The 18062-nt window shown below is 43.4% G+C and carries 15 protein-coding genes; 4 read left to right on the forward strand and 11 right to left on the reverse strand.

Annotated features, from left to right (window positions below; all coding sequences use genetic code 11):
• Nucleotides 1-79: 79 nt before the first annotated feature.
• Complete coding sequence (locus tag ACE1OE_RS05730; RefSeq protein ID WP_449210416.1) at nt 80-1363, forward strand: glycosyltransferase; 1284 nt, start codon at nt 80-82, stop codon at nt 1361-1363.
• A 61-nt stretch (nt 1364-1424) separates the two neighbouring features.
• Here ACE1OE_RS05730 and mpaA read toward each other — a convergent pair whose 3' ends face one another.
• Nucleotides 1425-2186, reverse strand: coding sequence for a murein tripeptide amidase MpaA (gene mpaA / locus ACE1OE_RS05735; RefSeq protein ID WP_449210417.1), 762 nt, complete (start codon nt 2184-2186; stop codon nt 1425-1427).
• 208 nt (nt 2187-2394) lie between these two features.
• Between mpaA and ACE1OE_RS05740 the strand changes: the two genes are divergently transcribed.
• Nucleotides 2395-4029, forward strand: coding sequence for an ABC transporter substrate-binding protein (locus ACE1OE_RS05740; protein WP_449210418.1), 1635 nt, complete (start codon nt 2395-2397; stop codon nt 4027-4029).
• Between the two features lie 90 nt (nt 4030-4119).
• Here the strand turns inward: ACE1OE_RS05740 and ACE1OE_RS05745 are convergent, their stop codons facing one another.
• Entirely contained in the window at nt 4120-5802 is a 1683-nt protein-coding gene (locus tag ACE1OE_RS05745) for an aspartate:alanine antiporter (RefSeq protein ID WP_102470602.1), read from the reverse strand.
• 261 nt (nt 5803-6063) lie between these two features.
• A complete protein-coding gene (locus ACE1OE_RS05750) occupies nt 6064-6330 on the reverse strand; it encodes a GrxA family glutaredoxin (RefSeq protein WP_102470603.1) in 267 nt (88 codons plus the stop codon).
• Nucleotides 6331-6770: 440 nt separating this feature from the next.
• Here ACE1OE_RS05750 and ACE1OE_RS05755 point away from each other — a divergent pair, with 440 nt between their 5' ends.
• Nucleotides 6771-7997 (forward strand): iron-containing alcohol dehydrogenase, encoded by a 1227-nt coding sequence (locus ACE1OE_RS05755; protein ID WP_449210419.1) that lies wholly within the window; start codon nt 6771-6773, stop codon nt 7995-7997.
• Between the two features lie 90 nt (nt 7998-8087).
• Here the strand turns inward: ACE1OE_RS05755 and ACE1OE_RS05760 are convergent, their stop codons facing one another.
• The 5 genes from ACE1OE_RS05760 to ACE1OE_RS05780 form a co-directional block, all read right to left on the reverse strand.
• A complete protein-coding gene (locus ACE1OE_RS05760) occupies nt 8088-8942 on the reverse strand; it encodes a MurR/RpiR family transcriptional regulator (RefSeq protein WP_102470605.1) in 855 nt (284 codons plus the stop codon).
• A 382-nt stretch (nt 8943-9324) separates the two neighbouring features.
• Nucleotides 9325-10983, reverse strand: coding sequence for a pyridoxal-dependent aspartate 1-decarboxylase PanP (panP, locus tag ACE1OE_RS05765; protein WP_102470606.1), 1659 nt, complete (start codon nt 10981-10983; stop codon nt 9325-9327).
• A gap of 184 nt (nt 10984-11167) precedes the next feature.
• A complete protein-coding gene (locus ACE1OE_RS05770; protein ID WP_102470607.1) occupies nt 11168-11680 on the reverse strand; it encodes a hypothetical protein in 513 nt (170 codons plus the stop codon).
• 88 nt (nt 11681-11768) lie between these two features.
• Nucleotides 11769-12674, reverse strand: coding sequence for a lysine exporter LysO family protein (locus tag ACE1OE_RS05775; protein WP_102470608.1), 906 nt, complete (start codon nt 12672-12674; stop codon nt 11769-11771).
• A gap of 83 nt (nt 12675-12757) precedes the next feature.
• Nucleotides 12758-13681 carry an HDOD domain-containing protein gene (locus ACE1OE_RS05780; protein WP_449210420.1) on the reverse strand — a complete coding sequence of 308 codons (924 nt, stop codon included), beginning with the start codon at nt 13679-13681 and terminating at the stop codon, nt 12758-12760.
• A 376-nt stretch (nt 13682-14057) separates the two neighbouring features.
• On the opposite strand from ACE1OE_RS05780, the gene ACE1OE_RS05785 reads away from it, so the two are divergent.
• Nucleotides 14058-14657, forward strand: coding sequence for a TfoX/Sxy family DNA transformation protein (locus tag ACE1OE_RS05785; RefSeq protein ID WP_449210421.1), 600 nt, complete (start codon nt 14058-14060; stop codon nt 14655-14657).
• Nucleotides 14658-14723: 66 nt separating this feature from the next.
• Here the strand turns inward: ACE1OE_RS05785 and ACE1OE_RS05790 are convergent, their stop codons facing one another.
• The 3 genes from ACE1OE_RS05790 to ACE1OE_RS05800 form a co-directional block, all read right to left on the reverse strand.
• Nucleotides 14724-15269 (reverse strand): hypothetical protein, encoded by a 546-nt coding sequence (locus ACE1OE_RS05790; RefSeq protein WP_372060378.1) that lies wholly within the window; start codon nt 15267-15269, stop codon nt 14724-14726.
• Between the two features lie 294 nt (nt 15270-15563).
• A complete protein-coding gene (locus ACE1OE_RS05795) occupies nt 15564-16061 on the reverse strand; it encodes a response regulator (RefSeq protein ID WP_449210422.1) in 498 nt (165 codons plus the stop codon).
• Between the two features lie 13 nt (nt 16062-16074).
• The gene (locus ACE1OE_RS05800) at nt 16075-18024 is read right to left on the reverse strand and encodes an ATP-binding protein (protein ID WP_449210423.1); all 1950 of its coding nucleotides are present in this window, start codon (nt 18022-18024) and stop codon (nt 16075-16077) included.
• Between the last annotated feature and the right edge of the window lie 38 nt (nt 18025-18062).

The raw sequence follows: 18062 nt of genomic DNA on the forward strand, positions 1-18062 counted from the left end.
AATTTCTTGATAATACGCTAATAAATCCTAGTTTGCTTTCGTTACGTTTATTCCGATACGACCATACGAGGCAAAGGATATGACTCAAGACCAGCAATTACATCGTGCATTAACACTTCTTAGACACTCCAGCCAACATTTTGATTTGACGGATAACGCTCATCAAAAGCAATTGCTAACCCTTGCTGAACAACTCGACGCGCTAAATTTACTATCCGTTGAACAGTTGAAGCAAGTCGCGATACAAGACAAAGCGCCGCTGGAATTTCGTTTGGCAGTTAAGTTGGTCGACTCAAAACGATTTATGAAACAGGTTAACCAGCCTCTGAATGTGGGGGTCGTGTTTGCAATGTGGGGTGAGCACAATCGTTTAAACCCTAAGTCGTCATATAATCCTAATGGTGAAGATTCTCTTCGCGCAAAAATAGATCAATTGAACTGGATTACACAAGATACTCCCGTGTCGTGGTTACTTTACCCTATTGATGACGGATGTCCGCATAATAGTGCGGAAATCGCGAAGGGAATTAGTATTTCTAGTGAATCAAACAAACAAGTATTGGTGTCTCACCTAGATGATTATGTGGGCAATACCTCAGGGCCACTCACTCACCTACATAGTGCTGATGATTCACGAAAAGGAGGCGCGATTATATTGGGATGCATGAACGCGCTAGAAAACAACGCCGATGTAGTCGTGTACACCGATGCTGATAACTCCGTTCATCTTGGACAGCTTGGCTTATTGTTACGGCCTTATTTGAACGAGGGTAAACAAGTCGTTTTAGGGAATCGCAAACATCCTGATTCAATCCTAGTCAAGCAAGAAGAGCGCTGGGGGGTGGGGATTAAGACACTCAGGCACATGCAGCGTATGATTGGCAAACAAATATTTTCTCAAGGTATCAAAGATACGCAAGCGGCATTTAAATTGTATTCACGAGATGCGTTGTCAAAGATTTTAGAAAAACCGACGGTGTTTGATTTTTCATTTGATACTGATTGGATATTGGCTGCAATGGAGTATAACAAACCAATTACAACCGTACCGTTTGCGTTTATAGATTCGGCGGCCGAATCTGCTTCCATTGTTCAAGGGCCAATGACGACCTGGTTTACGTTATTAGAAGGGCTTGTTAAAGCCGCTCGTGCTCGTCAGGCGAGTTATAGCCGAGAAATGGCGACCGTATTTGATGAGGAAATTCGGTCGCATAAAGATCTGGAACTGCTTATTAACATTCTTCCTCCTGAGCTAGAGACTGCAACGGATGCCAACCTTGGCGATCCTAACATCATGTCACCTCAACAGATGCGAACTTGGATTCAACAGGCAAAAATCACAAGACCTGCGGCGATATCGTAACTCAGTTGATTAAAGGTTATGTACAAAAGGGTGACGCTATAATAGATCGCCCTTTTGTTATTCAACCAGCCGAAATATACCGCATTAAGGCCATTGTGGGTTCGAGATAGTCGATAGTTAACTGATCGGCTGAAGTATTGGGAAGCTCCAATGTGACGCAAGGTATCGCTTGCTCTTTACACCAGCTTCCAAATGATCCTGATGTGTCATACCCAATATCGGTTACGAGAGGAAGCGAAAAGTGAGAAGCAATCCAGTATCCCAACCTAGATTCTTCTGGATCATCGACACACGCAAGCGGTTCATGTATTGAGACGATAAAACTAGGTTTTCTCGTTCGGATGAGCTTAATCAACGCGTCTATTTCGGGTTCTAGCGTCGTAGCATTGCCCGTCGCGACATCGACATCTCTATCTTTGTTGTTCGTGGTCCATCGATAAGTTGTTCCATTGGGTGCCCAATTCGCACTAGGAAAGGCACGATTCAAGTCCACTTGATGGGCGTTGGCGCGAGTGCCGAGTTGGTTACCATCTGGGTTGATTGACAAGACTATATCGTGACGCAGCTGATTGGGTTGTAAACTTCGCAACGCCGCAGATAGTAAAGCGATGGCGCCCGCTTCATCGCCGTGCGTACCAGCAAGAATTAATCCCCTGTCGTTTGAGTCGACCTGGGCTGGAAAGAAAAGTAACGGTGCGTTAAAAACGCTACGACCAAAAATGTCAGGTTGAATTAAAAACTGCGCGCGCTCTTGTCGAGGAACATGTCCCTCTATTGAGTCATCGGTATTAGTCAATTTATGTGGCTTAAATGGTTTATGCATTGGTGGTTACCTTGACATTCATTACTTAGGCTAACCTCACGGCTTTGTAGACCCATCCATGATAAAAATGAACAATAATCATTAATAATGTTAGCAACAATCTTAATATTATAATGCACATGCGTTGCATTTTGTCATGCAGCACCTTTTCGCACATCATGCAGATATTTAGACAGTATATAAAACATGGAACGTTGGATTAATGCCTATGAACAGTAAATCTCTATTCTCTATCACTCCGCTAGCACTCCTTACGTCAGTGAGTTGCCTAACTTCGTCTTTAGTTTACGGTGCGGTGGTACCGGAAGAGGTCGTGCTTGCTGAGAGTCAACATGTAGTTCGTGGCAATGATGCAGAAGTCGCGACATTAGACCCAGCAAAGGCTGAAGGCTTGCCCGAGATGCACGTGATTCGAGACCTATTTGAAGGATTGGTGATTCAAGATAGCGACGGCAATGTTATTCCCGGCGTTGCACAATCGTGGGAAACTTCTGATAACCAGACGTTTACGTTTCACTTACGCCCTGATGCAAAATGGTCTAACGGCGACGCAGTTGTTGCATCTGATTTTGTTTACAGCTTAAAAAGAGCCGTTGACCCTGCAACTGCATCGCCAAATGGTTGGTACTTGAAGATGACGAGAATTAACAATATAGGCGATATATTAAAAGGAGAAAAGCCGACGTCTGAACTAGGAATTAAAGCCATCGATGATCTTACCTTAGAGTTCAAACTCGATAGTCCTGTTCCATATTTTGTTGCAATGACGGGTCATACGTCAATGATGCCTGTTCACCGAGCTTCCGTTGAAGCCTTGGGTGACAAATGGGCTAGGCCAGGTAATTTAGTGTCTAATGGCGCGTTTACGTTAACTCAATGGGTTGTGAACGAGAGAATCGAATTAGTAAAAAACTCACGCTATTGGAACAACGCTCAAACAGTGCTTAGTGAGGTGACGTTCATTCCATTTGAAAGTCAGACGGCAGCCCTTAATCGTTACATGGCAGGCGAGGTTGATATCACCTCCGATGTACCTGCGCAAATGGCAGAGAAGCTAAAGAAAGACCAAAAGGATGCGTATACCGTCGTGCCTTTGCTTTGCACGTATTACTATGCGTTTAACACGACAAGAGCCCCGTTTGACGACGTTAGAGTTCGTAAGGCTGTATCCTATACCATTATGAGAGACGTCATTACCAATGGCGTTACTAAGGTTGGCAACATCCCTGCCTATACGTTTGCTCACCAGTACGTGGCTGGTTTTAAAGCAACACAGCCGGATTACAGTCGTTGGACACAAAACCAAAGAGACCAACAAGCTCAACAATGGTTGGCGCAAGCTGGCTATGGAGAGGATAATCCTCTAAAGGTTAAGTTACTCTATAATACCAGTGAAAGTAACAAATCAATTGCGGTCGCTATTTCATCAATGCTTAACAAAAATTTGAATGCAGAAGTTGAACTTGAAAACCAAGAGTGGAAATCGTATCTGGTTGCTAGGCGTGAGGGCGATTTTGATATTCTTCGAACCTCTTGGTGCGGGGATTACAATGAGGCTTCAACATTTTTGTCGTTGATGACATCTGACAGCGCAGGTAACCGAGCATTTTATGAAAGTGACCAATATGATCAACAGATCGCCAAGGCGCTGATGGCTACCGATCAAAAAACACGTAATCAATTCTATGACCAAGCCGAAGCAACGTTAGTGAAAGACATGCCAATTGCCCCTATTTATTATTATATGCAGGCGAGATTAGTTCGCCCAACGATAGGCGGTTTTCCGGTTAACAATGTCGAGGGAAGGGTATATTCCAAAGACCTTTATGTAATCCAAAATTAGGATATGAATGAAGGTAGATTGATGGAAAAAAAGGATGTCGAGAAGACATCCTTTTTTATATTAGTAGCAATTTTTAAGTGCTGGTGTTTGCTAAGACAAGATAATCAGTACCGTGCCCGCAAGCGTCATAAGAATATTGGCGATGGCGTAAGTCCCGGCATATCCGAGCGCAGGGATCGTAGAGCGAGCATGCTCATTGACGACATCCATAGCCGGTGCACATGTTCGCGCACCCACAATCGCGCCAATCAACAAGGCGCGATTCATCTTGAGAATATAGGCCCCGACGAGATAAGCCAGTACAACCGGCACAACGCTGACTAAAAAAGCGATGAGGATGACTTGAGGACCCACTTGTGTCAGGTGCTCAAACATTTTCCCACCGGCGCTGAGTCCAATCCCAACCATGAAAAACATCAGTCCTAGATCTTTCACCATGTTCAACGCTCCTTGAGGGACATAGCCGAACGTTGGGTGGTTTGCTCTTAAAAAACCAAGAGTGATACCGGATAGCAATAGTCCAACCGCATTGCCTAAGCCGAATGAAACTTGGCCGAAGGTCATCGTAATCAAACCGAACATAATGCCTAAAATAAAAAAGCTGCAGAAGGCGAGAAGATCCGCCATTTGGCTGTGTATTGAAATAAAACCAACTTTTTCAGCCAGCCCCAGCACTCGGCTTTTCTCGCCACTCACTTGCAGGATATCACCCTTAGCGAGAACAATATTAGCATCCATCGGCATCTCAATCTGAGCCCTTACCACTCGGTTTAGAAAGCAGCCAAATTCAGAAAGGTTCAGGTTAGACAGGCTTTTCCCCGCAATGTTGTCACTTTTAACAACAATTTCTTCCTCAACGATACGTAGGTCGAGTAGATTGCGGTCAAAAACTTCTTTGCCATTCCTAAAACTAGGATCGAGACGTGCATGGCTGTCTGGGAAACCGACTAGTGCGATTTCATCGCCTTCTTGCAATATTGCGTCGCCATCAGGGTGAGCCAAAATACCGTTGCGGCGAATACGTTCAATATAACAGCCTGTTTGTCGATAAATGCCTAGTTCACGAAGGTTTTTACCGTCAGTCCAGTCAATCAGTTCTTGGCCAACACGATATGCGCGGATAATAGGTAAGTAGACTTTGCGTTGCCCTGAACCACCTAACCCTCGCTCTTGTGCGATTTGTTGCGCCGAGTCGTGCAGATTTTGTTTTTGTAATTTAGGCAATAATTTCGCCAGCATAATCATACTGACCAAGCCAATTAGATAGGCCATCGCATAACCAACGGAAAGGTTTTCTAGCACCAACCCGAAGTCCATGCCTCTCGGAATGGTGGCCAAGCCGGAGTTTAATGCATCTTGTGCCCCCACAAGAACGGGCGTTGCGGTAAGCGCACCGGCCATGACACCAGCGGATAAACCATAATCAAGCCCTAAATAGTGGCTAGCAAAATAGGTGATCATTAAAGCAGTGACGAGAACCACTAGACTCAAAATGAGGTAATGCTTGCCATCTCTGAAGAAAATACCGAAAAAGTTTGGCCCGGCCTCAATACCTACACAATAGATAAAGAGCATGAAGCCAATAGTAAGTGCCTCGGCATTAAATGAGAATCCTAAGTGCCCCATTATCAGCGAGGTGATTAAGACTCCAATAGAATTACCGAGTTGTAGGCTTCCAAAGCGGATTTTCCCGAACGCAAGGCCAATCGCCAAAGCGACAAAGATAAGGAGGATAGGGTTTTGGTCTAGCAATTGTACTACGTCAATGTTCACTGTAGCGACTCGAAGCAACGAAGTTGGATAGGTAATAAAGTGTGGCGATTGTAGCGGAAATAATCAAAAAGATAAGTGATTTTTTTTAAGTTTTACCATTAGATTACATATTCTTTGCTTTTCATGAGCATAAGCGATAGGTCAATAATATTTTCGTATGAGTTTGTACCAATATTGATGTAGATCCCAATAAAAAAGCCAACTTCAATGAGTTGGCTTTCGATGTTGAACTTTCAACTATACTATTTATTAGACAATGAGTTACTCGTCAAAAAGACCCAAGTTCTCTTTAGCGTATGCTTCAAATTCTGTACATCCACCGATATGATCTTGGTCGATGAAGATCTGAGGAACGGTTTCAACAGGCTTACCAACAGTCTTTTCTAAGTCTGCTTTAGAGATGCCTTCCGCGTGAATGTCAACATAGCGGAAGTTGAAATCGTCACGTTTTGCTTTTAGCGTTTCTGCATGCTCTTTAGCGCGGACACAGAATGGGCAACCTGGGCGACCAAAAATTACTACAAACATTGACTTTCTCCTTGAAGATTAAATTCTTACTGAGCAGTGTGAGTTTGGATTAACTCAGCTCTTATATTCGATGGCAACAACTATGCCTTAAGATGAAAAGGAAATAAAGCCAGAAATACCACTCGTTGTGATAGGGAAAACCTATCAGTACAGATGTTGCGCAGGGTGGTCGAGTATCTGCTGTATTTTCATGTGACAGACAGCAAAAATGTGACGACAAATACAGGTAAAGGGCCGCTAGCTTGGCTTACATCAATTCCTCAACGTTCTGGTCGCTGCATGCTATCAGTGGCTTATGATTTTTATGTGTTTTTATTATCGGTAGGGCTTACAGATCGGGGCACAATTTCTTCTAACGTCTAAGTGAAACTTCTCATAAAGAAGAGCAGCGGATGATGGTGTGACACGTGAGCTTGACGATATACCGAAAGGAAGTGGGTATGTTTCAGTTTATGACTTCGAGTCGTATTATATTTGGCGAAGGTGCATTGCAATCGTCACTCTCTATTATTAATCAGTTTGGCTATAGCGTATTACTTGTAACAGGACAAGATCGGCAACGTGCAGAACCTGTTATCCGTTATCTTCATAGCCAAAACATGCGTTACCAACATGTGGCTATCAGTGGTGAGCCTAATATCACTATGGTCGAAGAAACCGCGATTATGGGGCGAAGGTTTAAGCCTGATATGGTGATTGCTATCGGCGGTGGCAGTGTGCTGGACATGGGAAAAGCATTGGCCGCTATCGTGCCTAATCAAGGAGACGTTTACGACTATGTTGAGGTGGTGGGGCGAAATGTGCCATTGAAAACCAAACCCATCCCTATGATCGCTATACCCACTACCGCCAGTACAGGCGCTGAAGTGACAAAGAACGCAGTACTAAAATCTGGGCAAGACAAAGTGAAAGTGAGCTTAAGAAGCCCGGAGATGCTGCCAGATGTTGCTATTGTTGATCCCACCCTTACCTATGGTACGGATCCTTATACGTCAGGCCGCGGGGCTATGGATGCATTTACTCACTTAATGGAAGCGTATGTATGCGGTGAGCCCAATCCATTGACTGATATGGTGTGCGAAGAAGGCTTGAGGCGATTAAGTCGTTCCATTATATCTGGCTGTAAACAAGACAACCCTAAAGCTCGTGCCGACTTATCGTTTGCTGCGATGCTTGGTGGTATGGCTATTACTAACGCGAAATTAGGCGCTGCTCACGGATTAGCGTCGGCACTCGGGGGAAAAATCAATGCGCCTCACAGTGTCATTACCGCAAGACTTGCTCCTCATGTGATGAATGAAAACGTAAAGGCTGCCAAGCGAGCGGGTCGAAATGATGTGCTCAATCGTTACCGTAATATTGCGCAAATTCTAACGTCAAATTCAGAAGCGAGTATAGAAGAAGGGATCTCATGGGTAACGGCGATATTGGAGCGCTTAGCACTGCCACATTTGTCGAAGTTTGGCGTTTGCAATACACCGTTTGATGTTGTTGCCGCCGATGCGCTAAAGTCAGTGGCGATAAAAGGCAACCCGCTTCCACTGACCCAAGACAGGCTTATTCACATTCTTGATCAAGTATGTCAGTGTCATTGCAGCTCACATTCCGTAGCACCAGACGAGACGACGCAAGTCGAATATCGTAATAACACAATAGAAACTGACTAGACATAAGAACATTGCACGATCAAAAAAGAGAGGATATCCCTCTCTTTTTATTACTGGTGGTTCACTGAAATCGCAACGTTGTAGATGACGTTAGATGTTGGACAATTTGTCGTAACGTGAATCTTTTAACACTTCTTTCACTCGCTTCAGATTATCTCTAAAACGGCTACCGCGCCTTAACGTAAAGCCTGTTGCTAGCACATCAATGATGGTCATTTGTACAACGCGGCTTGCCATTGGCATATAAACATCCGTGTCTTCTGGTACGTCGACGGTAATTGAAAGTGAGCTTGCTTTATCCAGTGGCGAATCTTTTGCTGTAACAGCAATGACCGTTGCACCATTTTCACGGGCAAGGTGAGCGATCTCAACCTGACTCTTTGTTCGGCCTGTATGAGAAATCAGCACGATCACATCATTGTCTGAACAGTTGATGCAGCTCATTCGCTGCATGACAACGTCTTCATAGCAAGAAATTGGGATGTTGAAGCGAATGAATTTATTCTGTGCGTCTCGTGCGACAGACGACGACGCTCCTAGACCAAAGAATGAAATACGTTTGGCTTGAGTTAACAAGTCAACGGCCCGGTTTATTTGCATCGCATCTAAGCTATTCTTTGCAACGTCTAAACACGCCATTGTTGATTCGAAAATCTTATGGGTGTAAGCGTCTGGACCATCATCTTCTTCAACATTTCTGTTAACGTAAGGGGTCCCATTAGCAAGGCTCTGCGCTAAATGCAGTTTAAAATCAGGGAAGCCTTTTGTATCGAGTCGACGACAGAAACGGTTAACGGTAGGTTCACTAACGTCGGCCATTTTGGCAAGTGTCGCGATACTAGAATGAATGGCTGTCTGGGGGGAGGCCATTATTACTTCAGCAACCTTTCTTTCAGATTTACTAAAGTTTTCTAAGTTTTTTTGGATTTTCTCTAGAGTATTCATAGTGTTCACAGGGTAAAGAGAATCTCTTGTTAGCATACAGTGTACTGATGTCATACATTTATCTAAGTGTTGATAAGTCGTAAAATATACTCATATCGTGTTTTATAATGACATTCGACATACGCTAACTCCATTGTTTCAGTATAAACGAACAAGACAGTCAGCTGTAATAAAAGCTCACATGAAATCTTTAGAATATGACAGGCATCAAACAAAATTTTGGAAGAAAAAAACAAATGGACAAAAAACGAACAGGAAAGAGGGTTTTCTAGCCCGTTCATGCCGTATGAGTCCCACAAAAAAGAAATAAAATTTCATAATGTGGACCATGTAAGTTGTCTTTCCTTCAATGACACCATCAATAAATGGTGGTGTCGCTGGTTTAAGGCTGACTTGTCACATCGATAGTACTCACTATCTGTTTTATTTCTTGGATTATATGGATACCGTCTTCTTGAGCGATCTCTCGTTGCTCTCGTAAGATGGCACTCAGTACATCCTTTGTGGTTAATGGGTTTGCCAACACGACTCGAAAAACAATCGTATTCAGCTTATTCCATTGAATTGGATTTAACTGAGTCCGTGAAACAAAAGAACGACCGGTTTCACGCTGTTTCTTTTGAATGAGTTTCGTTAATTCGTTTAAAAGCTCATGAATCTGAGTTTGTGTCGGTGCATCGGCATTGCTGAGTGCTTGTTTTATTGATGCCGGTACATAACGATAGGTGAGTAGACATAACTCGGGCTTTGACACTAATTCAAAATCGTTTTGCTGGCCGATGAGATCTGCAAAATACGCGGCTTTTTCGATACTTTGGTTAATGAGTAATTCGTAGCCTGGTCGACTAATAATGTGCATTGCCGCGTAAACGAGCATCGCCATCCCGGAACGTGATCCTTCCAACGTGTGGCTGCCAAGATCTTTCGAACCCTTACGCAAAATATATTGCGCATGATGTTCAATACTCTTCATCGCCTCAGGATTTTTGAAAAGCACCATCCCAGCCCCCATAGGGATATAGAGTTGTTTATGTGCATCAATAGTTACGGAGTCGGCTAACTCAATACCATCAAGTAAATGACGATATTTATCAGACATTAAGGTCGCACCACCCCAAGCTGCGTCTACATGAAAATGACAGGCCTCTTGGGCACATATTTTCGCTATTTCATGTAACGGATCGATATTGCCTGTTTCTGTCGTTCCTGCCACGCCAATAACGGCAAATGGTTTAATACGTTGGCGTCCAAGTTCTGCAAATTTACGTTGTAAATCTTGGGGGCAAATACGGTTGTTATTGTCGGTTTTAACGGCGACTAAGCCTTCTTGACCGATGCCAAGTAAATCGGCTGCTTTTTTGAGAGAGTAGTGCCCACGCTCGGAGACGAGGATAGCGAGGCCTTCATAACCATAATGTTTCATGGCTTTGAAGAGTCCTTCTTTTTCAACACCTTTAAATGGGCCATCGGCCTTTAATGCGTTATTTCTTGCTACCCACAGCGCAGTAATGTTAGCGATGGTGCCACCTGAGCAAAAAGCCCCAAGGGAATGATTGGCACTGTGCATCCAACGTTGATAGAAAGATTCATTTTGAGAATAAATGAGCTTATGAAGCATGCCAATGACTTGACGTTCTAGCGGCGTAAATGCTTTAGAGGTTTCTATCTTAACGAGGTTTTGATTAAGCGCGATCATAATCTTCGATAGCGGCATCAAAAAGTACGGCAGTGCAGATGTCATGTGGCCAATGAAGCTTGGCGATGAGGTATGCACAGAGTGAGACACAAGCGTATCTAGCAGGTGTTTCGTGTGCTCGGATACAAACTCCGGTTGCTCAGGGATGACTGCACTTGAGAAATCTTTTTCAATTTCATGCAGTGGTTTTTCTTCCGCAACGATGTGCTCACGCAAAAACTCATTTAGGTTGCGCGATAAGCTCTCTTCGATTTGTGTCAGAGTAGAATCTGGTCCTTCAGGGATAGTGAATATGCGAAGAAGGCTCTCAAAGCTGACGTTTGCGATTTTTTGCTCAGATACCATATCGTAATCTACTAATATTCTATTGTTGCAAGCGGCACAATCTAAACCAAATTAATATAAATGTCTTCCAAAAATTGGAGTGAGAACTAAAGTTTCAGTGTGCTACAAATAATATGAGTGGGTTTTGGTTAATTTAAAGACAAAAGCTGACGCAGGCGTCAGCTTTTTTGTAAAACAATAAAGGCTATAGACACTTCATCGTTTCAACTTTTTCAATGGATTCGTTGTATGAGTTGAGTGCTTTCTCAATTTTCTTTGGATGACTGAGCAGCTCAGCAAAAGCACTGCGTAGTTCATAATTTTGCTCATGTGGTGTCGCTTGGCGATCGGCAAAACTGGTTGCGGCTATTTTACCCAATTCGTCGTTTCGTTGAGCGAGCGCTTTGACGTCTTTTTGTTCTAGTTGAAGCCAGCTTTCTACTGGGCGTTCAGTAGACACTTTATTCGTATCATTATCTAGGTAGTAATGAACCGCCGCTCGATTGAGCTCGAAGTGATTCTTACGTCCCTCGAGGAACCATTCACTCACGTCTTGTAATTCAGGGTATTGTTCAGTCGTTAAACCTATCAGGTCTTGGTACCAATGAATCGAGGCGTCAATATAGGCATCGTACTTATTCGATAGGCATTGGGTATCTGCAGCAAGCGAAGAGAACGAGGTCGATGCGAACATCATAGCAACAAGCCATTTTTTCATTATTTATTCCTTTAATGGGCTGAATTTATTTAATTATAATTATGCGAAAGCGGGCAGTATAACGGCTTTGCGCTAAAAAACCTGAGATCTAACTTCCAAGAGATACAAAGAACAGCATTAAAACAGGCACCAGTAAGCTAAGAATAAAACCACTGACAATCGCCACAGGCACACACTTTACGCCACCGGTATTCTGAATAATAGGGAGGGTAAAGTCCATTGCCGTTGCGCCAGCATAACCAATGGCTGTGCTTGGTTTTTTTTGAATTAGAAGAGGGATGAATACCAGTGCGACAAGTTCTCGCAAAAGCTCAATCATGAAGGATGCACCACCAAAAACAGGGCCGAACGCATCACCCATTAAAATACCAGCCAATGAGTACCAACCAAACCCCGATGCCATTGCAAGGCCTTGGTAGGTTGGAATGCCCAATACTAATGCGGCGATGAACCCGCCAAACAAAGAGCTGAGTACGATAACAACCGCAATCGCCATGCCTTGTTTGTTCACGAGGATCTGTTTAAGTGTTAAGCCGCTGTTCCTTAGTTGAATACCAATGAAGAATAACAATGCAAATAGGATCCACTCACTTGCGGCTTCAACCCAGTCGAGGCCCAGCGGTAACAGCAGGCCAATCGCGAGCCCACTTCCCACCACGAAGATGAGTTTTAATGACTCAAGTGCCATTTTAGAAAGCGGCAGTGTCGATGTTTTTGTTTCGGTCTTTAATGGTAAAACGCGGTCGATGATGGGTAAACACAATAAGTTACAGATGCTAATGATGCCAAAAAAGGTGACCGTCATCGTAATAATAGTTTTCAGGTTACTGCCAAAATCTTCTAGCGCAGCCAAGCTTAAGCCCATCAAAAACAAGATCACGTAGATAAGCCATGACGTCGCTTGATTGATTTTGTTGAGCAGCTCGTCGCGAGAAATAGAAAAAAGATAGCCGATGACGAGCGGCGCAAAGATAAACAACATGCCGGAAAACATAAACTCACAAACCCTACGTACACAATATGACGCATATTGTGTAGTGTTTGCGCTTTAAAAACAAGCAGGTAGCGGAAGTGTTTCTACATGCCAGAGCTTCGCATCACCTCTGCTGTTTGAATGGCAAATTCAGATTCAACCATATTAGTCAACTGATACAGGACCTCGGCACCATCAAGGTTAATCTCTACCTCATGCTCCTCGAGGGCTTCGTTGTCTTGCTTACGATACAAAAGGATGTGATTCGCAATCCTAGCAATATCGAGGTAGGACACCTCAGGGCGATCGGTAGTTTTGACTTTGTTGGATGCAACTTCGATGAAATCTTGATCAAAGGACCAAGTTTTCAGTACCTGCTCACTCACCACCGGGCAACGCGAATGAAAGATTTGCATGGCAAGATCAGGATCTAAGTAGTTGCCTTTTTCTAAGTACAAGTGATATTCATTCACTAAGCAAAAAAGCCCAATATCAGCAAGGAATCCGACCAATAACGCTTTTTCTTGTTCCAAGTAGCCATAGGTTTCTTTAGATTGTTCCTGAAAGGCTCGAGTGACAAGAACCATCGTTGCAGCCAGCTCTCGAGAGACTGCCGCGCTTTGTATCAATACGCTTTTACAGTTGTCCGTAAGGTTCACGGAGTGTTTTAGCATTTCAATCGATTGCGCAGTAACAATGTCTCTTACTCTAAGTATGCCTAATCGTGAAACTGCAGTATGCAAGTCATTACAAGTGATGTTTCTTCTATTAAAGACGACAGAGTTTGATACTCGCAACACAATAGCCGCTAGGCCTGGATCGTCGAGTAGGCATTCGGCGATCTCAGAGATGCCTGTCGACTCAAGCGTGCAAAGTTTTTGTATTCTCAACACAACTTCAGAAATTGGAGGTAAGGAGATTTTACCCGTATTGATGGACTGTTCGACAAGTTCAGCAAATTCTGTTTCTAAGCTTTCAATCAGCAGTTGTTGGTTATCAGGGAGCCAGTAAAACGATAAGTGATTCATAGGACTTCGACAGCAAAATATCAACCTCCAGTTTACCTTTCCTTGCTTGCAATTGACAATATTCTTCGTGTGTAAATGTATGACAAGTCAATTGCTTGCCGTTTAAAACAGCGTTCAAGTATTGATAATCATGGCACTAAGGCTATGGATGCGATCAACGTGAAGTGACTCGCATTTATAAGTCGCTGTCGTTTTATAACTGTGATGCTGCACCAGACTTAATTTGCATACTGAACTATGATTAATGCAAATTATATAAAAGAAAAGAGGTGAGCGCGTAACACGCCTTACCTAGATATTAACAACAATTTTTTTGCTTTATGCAATGCTGCTTTTCTGGTGATCACATTAATCGGGGTAATGGATTAAAGGATCAATGGAAATGATTGAACAAAATTTTTACAACTATACAACCAAGTTTGGTGAATCTCAAAAACGCTCTATGTTTGGTGGTACAGGCTTATTTCAACAAGGAGCCATGTATGCACTAGTGAGCAATGACCGCGTTTTTATTCGTGGAGGATCTGATCTTGATAATGTGCTAAATGAACTGGGATGTGACAAATTTAAGCACGTGAAAAAGCAATCAATAGCGACGGTTAACTATTACGACATTACAGAGATATTTGTGTCTAACGCAGCCTGTTTACACGACGTCGTCAAAACATCTATTGATAATTCGGTGAGCCAACGAAGCACAAAAAAGGCAATCGAAAATAGACGATTGCGCGATCTACCTAATATGCAATTGACCTTGGAACGAATGGTGAAAAAGTCTGGGATCGATGACGTAAAAACATTTTTGGAGTTAGGTGCACCAAAAGTATTCAATCGCGTCAAGCGTACTTATGGTAATGATGTTGATGTGAAATTATTATGGAAGTTTGCTGGCGCCGTTGATGGTGTGCATTGGAAGTTGATCCAAGACCCGATGAAACAGCAGCTCCTCGACAACTGTACGCAGATTGAATCATAACCGAAGCTTATAAAACGAAAAAGGTCGCGTTTAAACGCGACCTTTATATATTCATCTAGTCCATATCTAAAATGCGAAACGAGCAGTGAACAATAATTGGTCGCCATAGATATGATTGATGCGACCTTCTAAGCCAAGAGAAAATAGCTCAGTAGAGTGAAAGCGACCATAAATACTTCCCATCCATTGATCTTTATCGCCAACGTTGAGGTAACCCGCTTTACCACCAATTTCAAGTTGTGGACCTAACCATTGGCGAACACCTAGATTGACTTCCATGCCAGTATCCGTTTTGTGGTTATCGCCATCATCGTGGATATGCGCAAGCATTTCACCCGTGAAGTCCGCCCAGTTGTTTACAGGGGCGTGAAAACCAACACCACCAGTAAAGTCATAGTCGCCCTCGAATTTAGAGTCGATGCTACCCACAATGTGAGCATTTGGATGAATTGATTTGCTCATGCCTGCACCAAAAGTCATTGGGCCAGCACCAATTCGAGCTTCTGCATAATCGTAGCTAAAGTTACTCATCGTCGCTTGGTTTTGCCCTTGTTCTGCAAAAGCGTGCTGCGATGTTACCACCATTAATGCAGCTAAAAGAGTCTTGCGCATAATCTATGTAAACCTTTTTGTTTGATTTTAGTTCCTTGCACCTAAGTGCGCGCTGCATATTACTTTTTGACAGCGAATGATATGCGGACATAATAATCGAAAGTGTCCACCAATCACCAATAAAAATGTGTCGCAACGTGTGTAAATTCCCAAAAAATGACATAGCCATACAAATTTCGACCAATGTTGTACTGACTAATGAGGGAAAACGTATTCCATTGTGATCATGAATGGTGAGCTCAAGGCTCAACCTCACAAATAAATCGAGGAATTCATCACTAACGCTATCATCGATCAGTCGCCATAATTGAGACGATTGTCTGATAAAGCATTAAATATTCGCTCGGTATCTAGGATACGTGCCCAAGGGGCGAGTTCAGGTTCGTTCTTTATCATATAGGTCGTCAGTTGCTGTTTTATGACTTCTCTAAGCTCGTCACCACGCCAAGGCTTGCTGATAAAAAAATCAAGACAGGAGTGATTGACCGCTTCTATCGTGTCTTCATGACCAGCTTGGCCTGTGAGTAAGATTTTTCGGCTATTTCGCGTGGGTTTATCTTGACTGAGTTCGATGAGAAAGCTAACACCCGTCTCCCCAGGCATAATGTGATCACATAAAATGAGGGCGAGTGGAACTTGTTCGTTTCGTTGCTCGTCGATGATTTCCTTAGCCTCTGAAACCGATTCAGCCCCCTCTATTATGAAGTGTTCTTCAAAATCGGATAGGTCTTGTAGTACGCTGTCGAGAACTTCTCGCTCGTCATCAACACAGACAATCAAATACTCTTTCATTGTTGTTCTCCTTTTAGGCGTAGGTCGCTTCTAACGGAATATAAACGGACATATTTGTGTAGAGTCCGATCTCAGACTCGACCTCAATCCAACCTTTGTGCTGCGCCAAGATCTGTTGGCAGACTGAAAGTCCAATTCCCAACCCAAAATTGCCTTCTTTTTTCGTTGTGTAATTCAGTTCAAAAATAGCGCTTTGTTGTTCGAGTGGGATACCTGCGCCATTATCAATAAACTGGTACACCGCGTAATGAAGGCCTTGGCGGTACTCGGTGTTGGTATGAATTTGAAGTTGACCATTATTGGGCATGGCATCTAATGCATTCGATACTAAATTCGTCCAGACCTGTTGCAACGCAATGGGCATGCAATGAATCTTAGGGATGGATCCATACTCTTTAATGACATCGTGATGCTTCAGACGGTTTTCAAATATCACAAGAGTGTCTTCAATCCCTTCATGTAAATCGACAAGCTCGTAAGACTCGTTGTCAGGCCGTGCATACCCTTTTAGGCTTTTCACCATGTCAGCAATTCGCTGGGCACAAACCTGAATGGAACGGAGAGTTGAACCCGACAATTGGTATTGTTCAAGTTGGATTATTTTTTGTGTGAGCTGTTCTGGTGAGGTACGGGTTAATGCCAATAAATCATGATCATTGTGGAGATTAAGTTGGACGATACGTTTAGCTAAGCGGCGGTCAGTAATCGTGCCTTGTAAGGTTTTCGTTCTCGTACGCAGTTCCGATGTTGATAGTGGCTTGGACAAGCGAGCTTCTTCAAACACGTCAATGCCGGAAGCGCGGTTATTTGTGTTACCGTCTTGTCGAAGGATTCGTCCGATACTTTCTGTTACCGTGTCAGCGCCGCGTAGTATCGCTGATACGGGGTTATTTAGTTCATGCGCAACGCCGGCGACAAGTTGTCCAAGCATCGCCATTTTTTCTTGGTCGATGAGTTGTAAGTGTGCTGATTCTAGTGATTCAAGCGTCTTTTGTAGTTGAAGTTTTGTATTGATGCTGCGCTGGAGTCGTCGATTAAAATGACGAAGCAGAAGGTTGGTAAATAAGGGCAATAGATCGGTGTTGGAGTGCATGACTTGCGTAAAGACTTGGCGGTCCAGTTTGATGACCTGCGTTCTTGTGAGTGTCATTGCCGTTGAGAATGAGCATTCACCTGTAACGAATGACATACCTCCCACAATGCCCCCTTTACTGTGGCGTACTACCTCGCGCTGTTGACCCTGCTCATCTTTCTTATAGAGGGCGACCTGACCTTCAACGATGAACCATAGAAATTGATTGGCTTGCCCTTCAGCTGTGAGTAAATGTTCAGGAGAATAGTGCCTAACCGCTTTGGTTTCGTCGTTTTTTGTAAAAAATGCCAGCAAAGCTTGTATTACTTGTGCGGCGAGCGCGTCATCTGAAAGGTCATGAAAATCATGAATAAAGCTTGCCCGATAAGAATGCATTTTTTGTTCAATGTGTGCTCTCATTATTTTTTGCTGATCGAGAAGGGCACTGAAACGTAGTAGGTCATTTTTCTCATGATGGACAATGAACGTAGTAAGCTCTTTTTTAAGGGTTTTGTGTAGAATGACGTCGTCGATAGGCAGACTGATACAGTGATCTAACTGTCCTTCATTGACGGCATTGACAATAGCTTGAATGTCTTCAGAGTCGGTTTTAGTGACTAGTACCTTTCGGGCTGTTTGGGTGTGGTGCGATTGTTCCAGCTGGATAAGAAAGGCCCCACCATCGAATAACGCCGAATGCCGAGCAACAACAAGAGCAAGTTGCTGACCTTGCGAACCTATATGTTTTAATAGGTCATCAGCCTCTAAGATTGACGTTGCGAGGTGGATGTCAAAATGTGATTGATACCGCGTCAACTCAGTGTCGAGTTGGTCGAGGTTAATCAAGTCGTTATCTAAACATAAGACAGCATATCGATTTTTAATCGGCATTATTTCCTAAACCTTGTCCCTGAGTTTCAAGTTCAATA

This window comes from Vibrio sp. E150_011, assembly GCF_053544015.1.

What these genes read in the sequence shown, in the direction of transcription:
- ACE1OE_RS05730 (WP_449210416.1), top strand. Translation starts at nt 80, where the DNA reads ATGACTCAAGACCAGCAATTACATCGTGCATTAACACTTCTTAGACAC.
- mpaA (WP_449210417.1), bottom strand. Translation starts at nt 2,186, where the DNA reads ATGCATAAACCATTTAAGCCACATAAATTGACTAATACCGATGACTCA.
- ACE1OE_RS05740 (WP_449210418.1), top strand. Translation starts at nt 2,395, where the DNA reads ATGAACAGTAAATCTCTATTCTCTATCACTCCGCTAGCACTCCTTACG.
- ACE1OE_RS05750 (WP_102470603.1), bottom strand. Translation starts at nt 6,330, where the DNA reads ATGTTTGTAGTAATTTTTGGTCGCCCAGGTTGCCCATTCTGTGTCCGC.
- ACE1OE_RS05755 (WP_449210419.1), top strand. Translation starts at nt 6,771, where the DNA reads ATGTTTCAGTTTATGACTTCGAGTCGTATTATATTTGGCGAAGGTGCA.
- ACE1OE_RS05760 (WP_102470605.1), bottom strand. Translation starts at nt 8,942, where the DNA reads ATGAATACTCTAGAGAAAATCCAAAAAAACTTAGAAAACTTTAGTAAA.
- panP (WP_102470606.1), bottom strand. Translation starts at nt 10,983, where the DNA reads ATGGTATCTGAGCAAAAAATCGCAAACGTCAGCTTTGAGAGCCTTCTT.
- ACE1OE_RS05770 (WP_102470607.1), bottom strand. Translation starts at nt 11,680, where the DNA reads ATGAAAAAATGGCTTGTTGCTATGATGTTCGCATCGACCTCGTTCTCT.
- ACE1OE_RS05775 (WP_102470608.1), bottom strand. Translation starts at nt 12,674, where the DNA reads ATGTTTTCCGGCATGTTGTTTATCTTTGCGCCGCTCGTCATCGGCTAT.
- ACE1OE_RS05780 (WP_449210420.1), bottom strand. Translation starts at nt 13,681, where the DNA reads ATGAATCACTTATCGTTTTACTGGCTCCCTGATAACCAACAACTGCTG.
- ACE1OE_RS05785 (WP_449210421.1), top strand. Translation starts at nt 14,058, where the DNA reads ATGGAAATGATTGAACAAAATTTTTACAACTATACAACCAAGTTTGGT.
- ACE1OE_RS05790 (WP_372060378.1), bottom strand. Translation starts at nt 15,269, where the DNA reads ATGCGCAAGACTCTTTTAGCTGCATTAATGGTGGTAACATCGCAGCAC.
- ACE1OE_RS05795 (WP_449210422.1), bottom strand. Translation starts at nt 16,061, where the DNA reads ATGAAAGAGTATTTGATTGTCTGTGTTGATGACGAGCGAGAAGTTCTC.
- ACE1OE_RS05800 (WP_449210423.1), bottom strand. Translation starts at nt 18,024, where the DNA reads ATGCCGATTAAAAATCGATATGCTGTCTTATGTTTAGATAACGACTTG.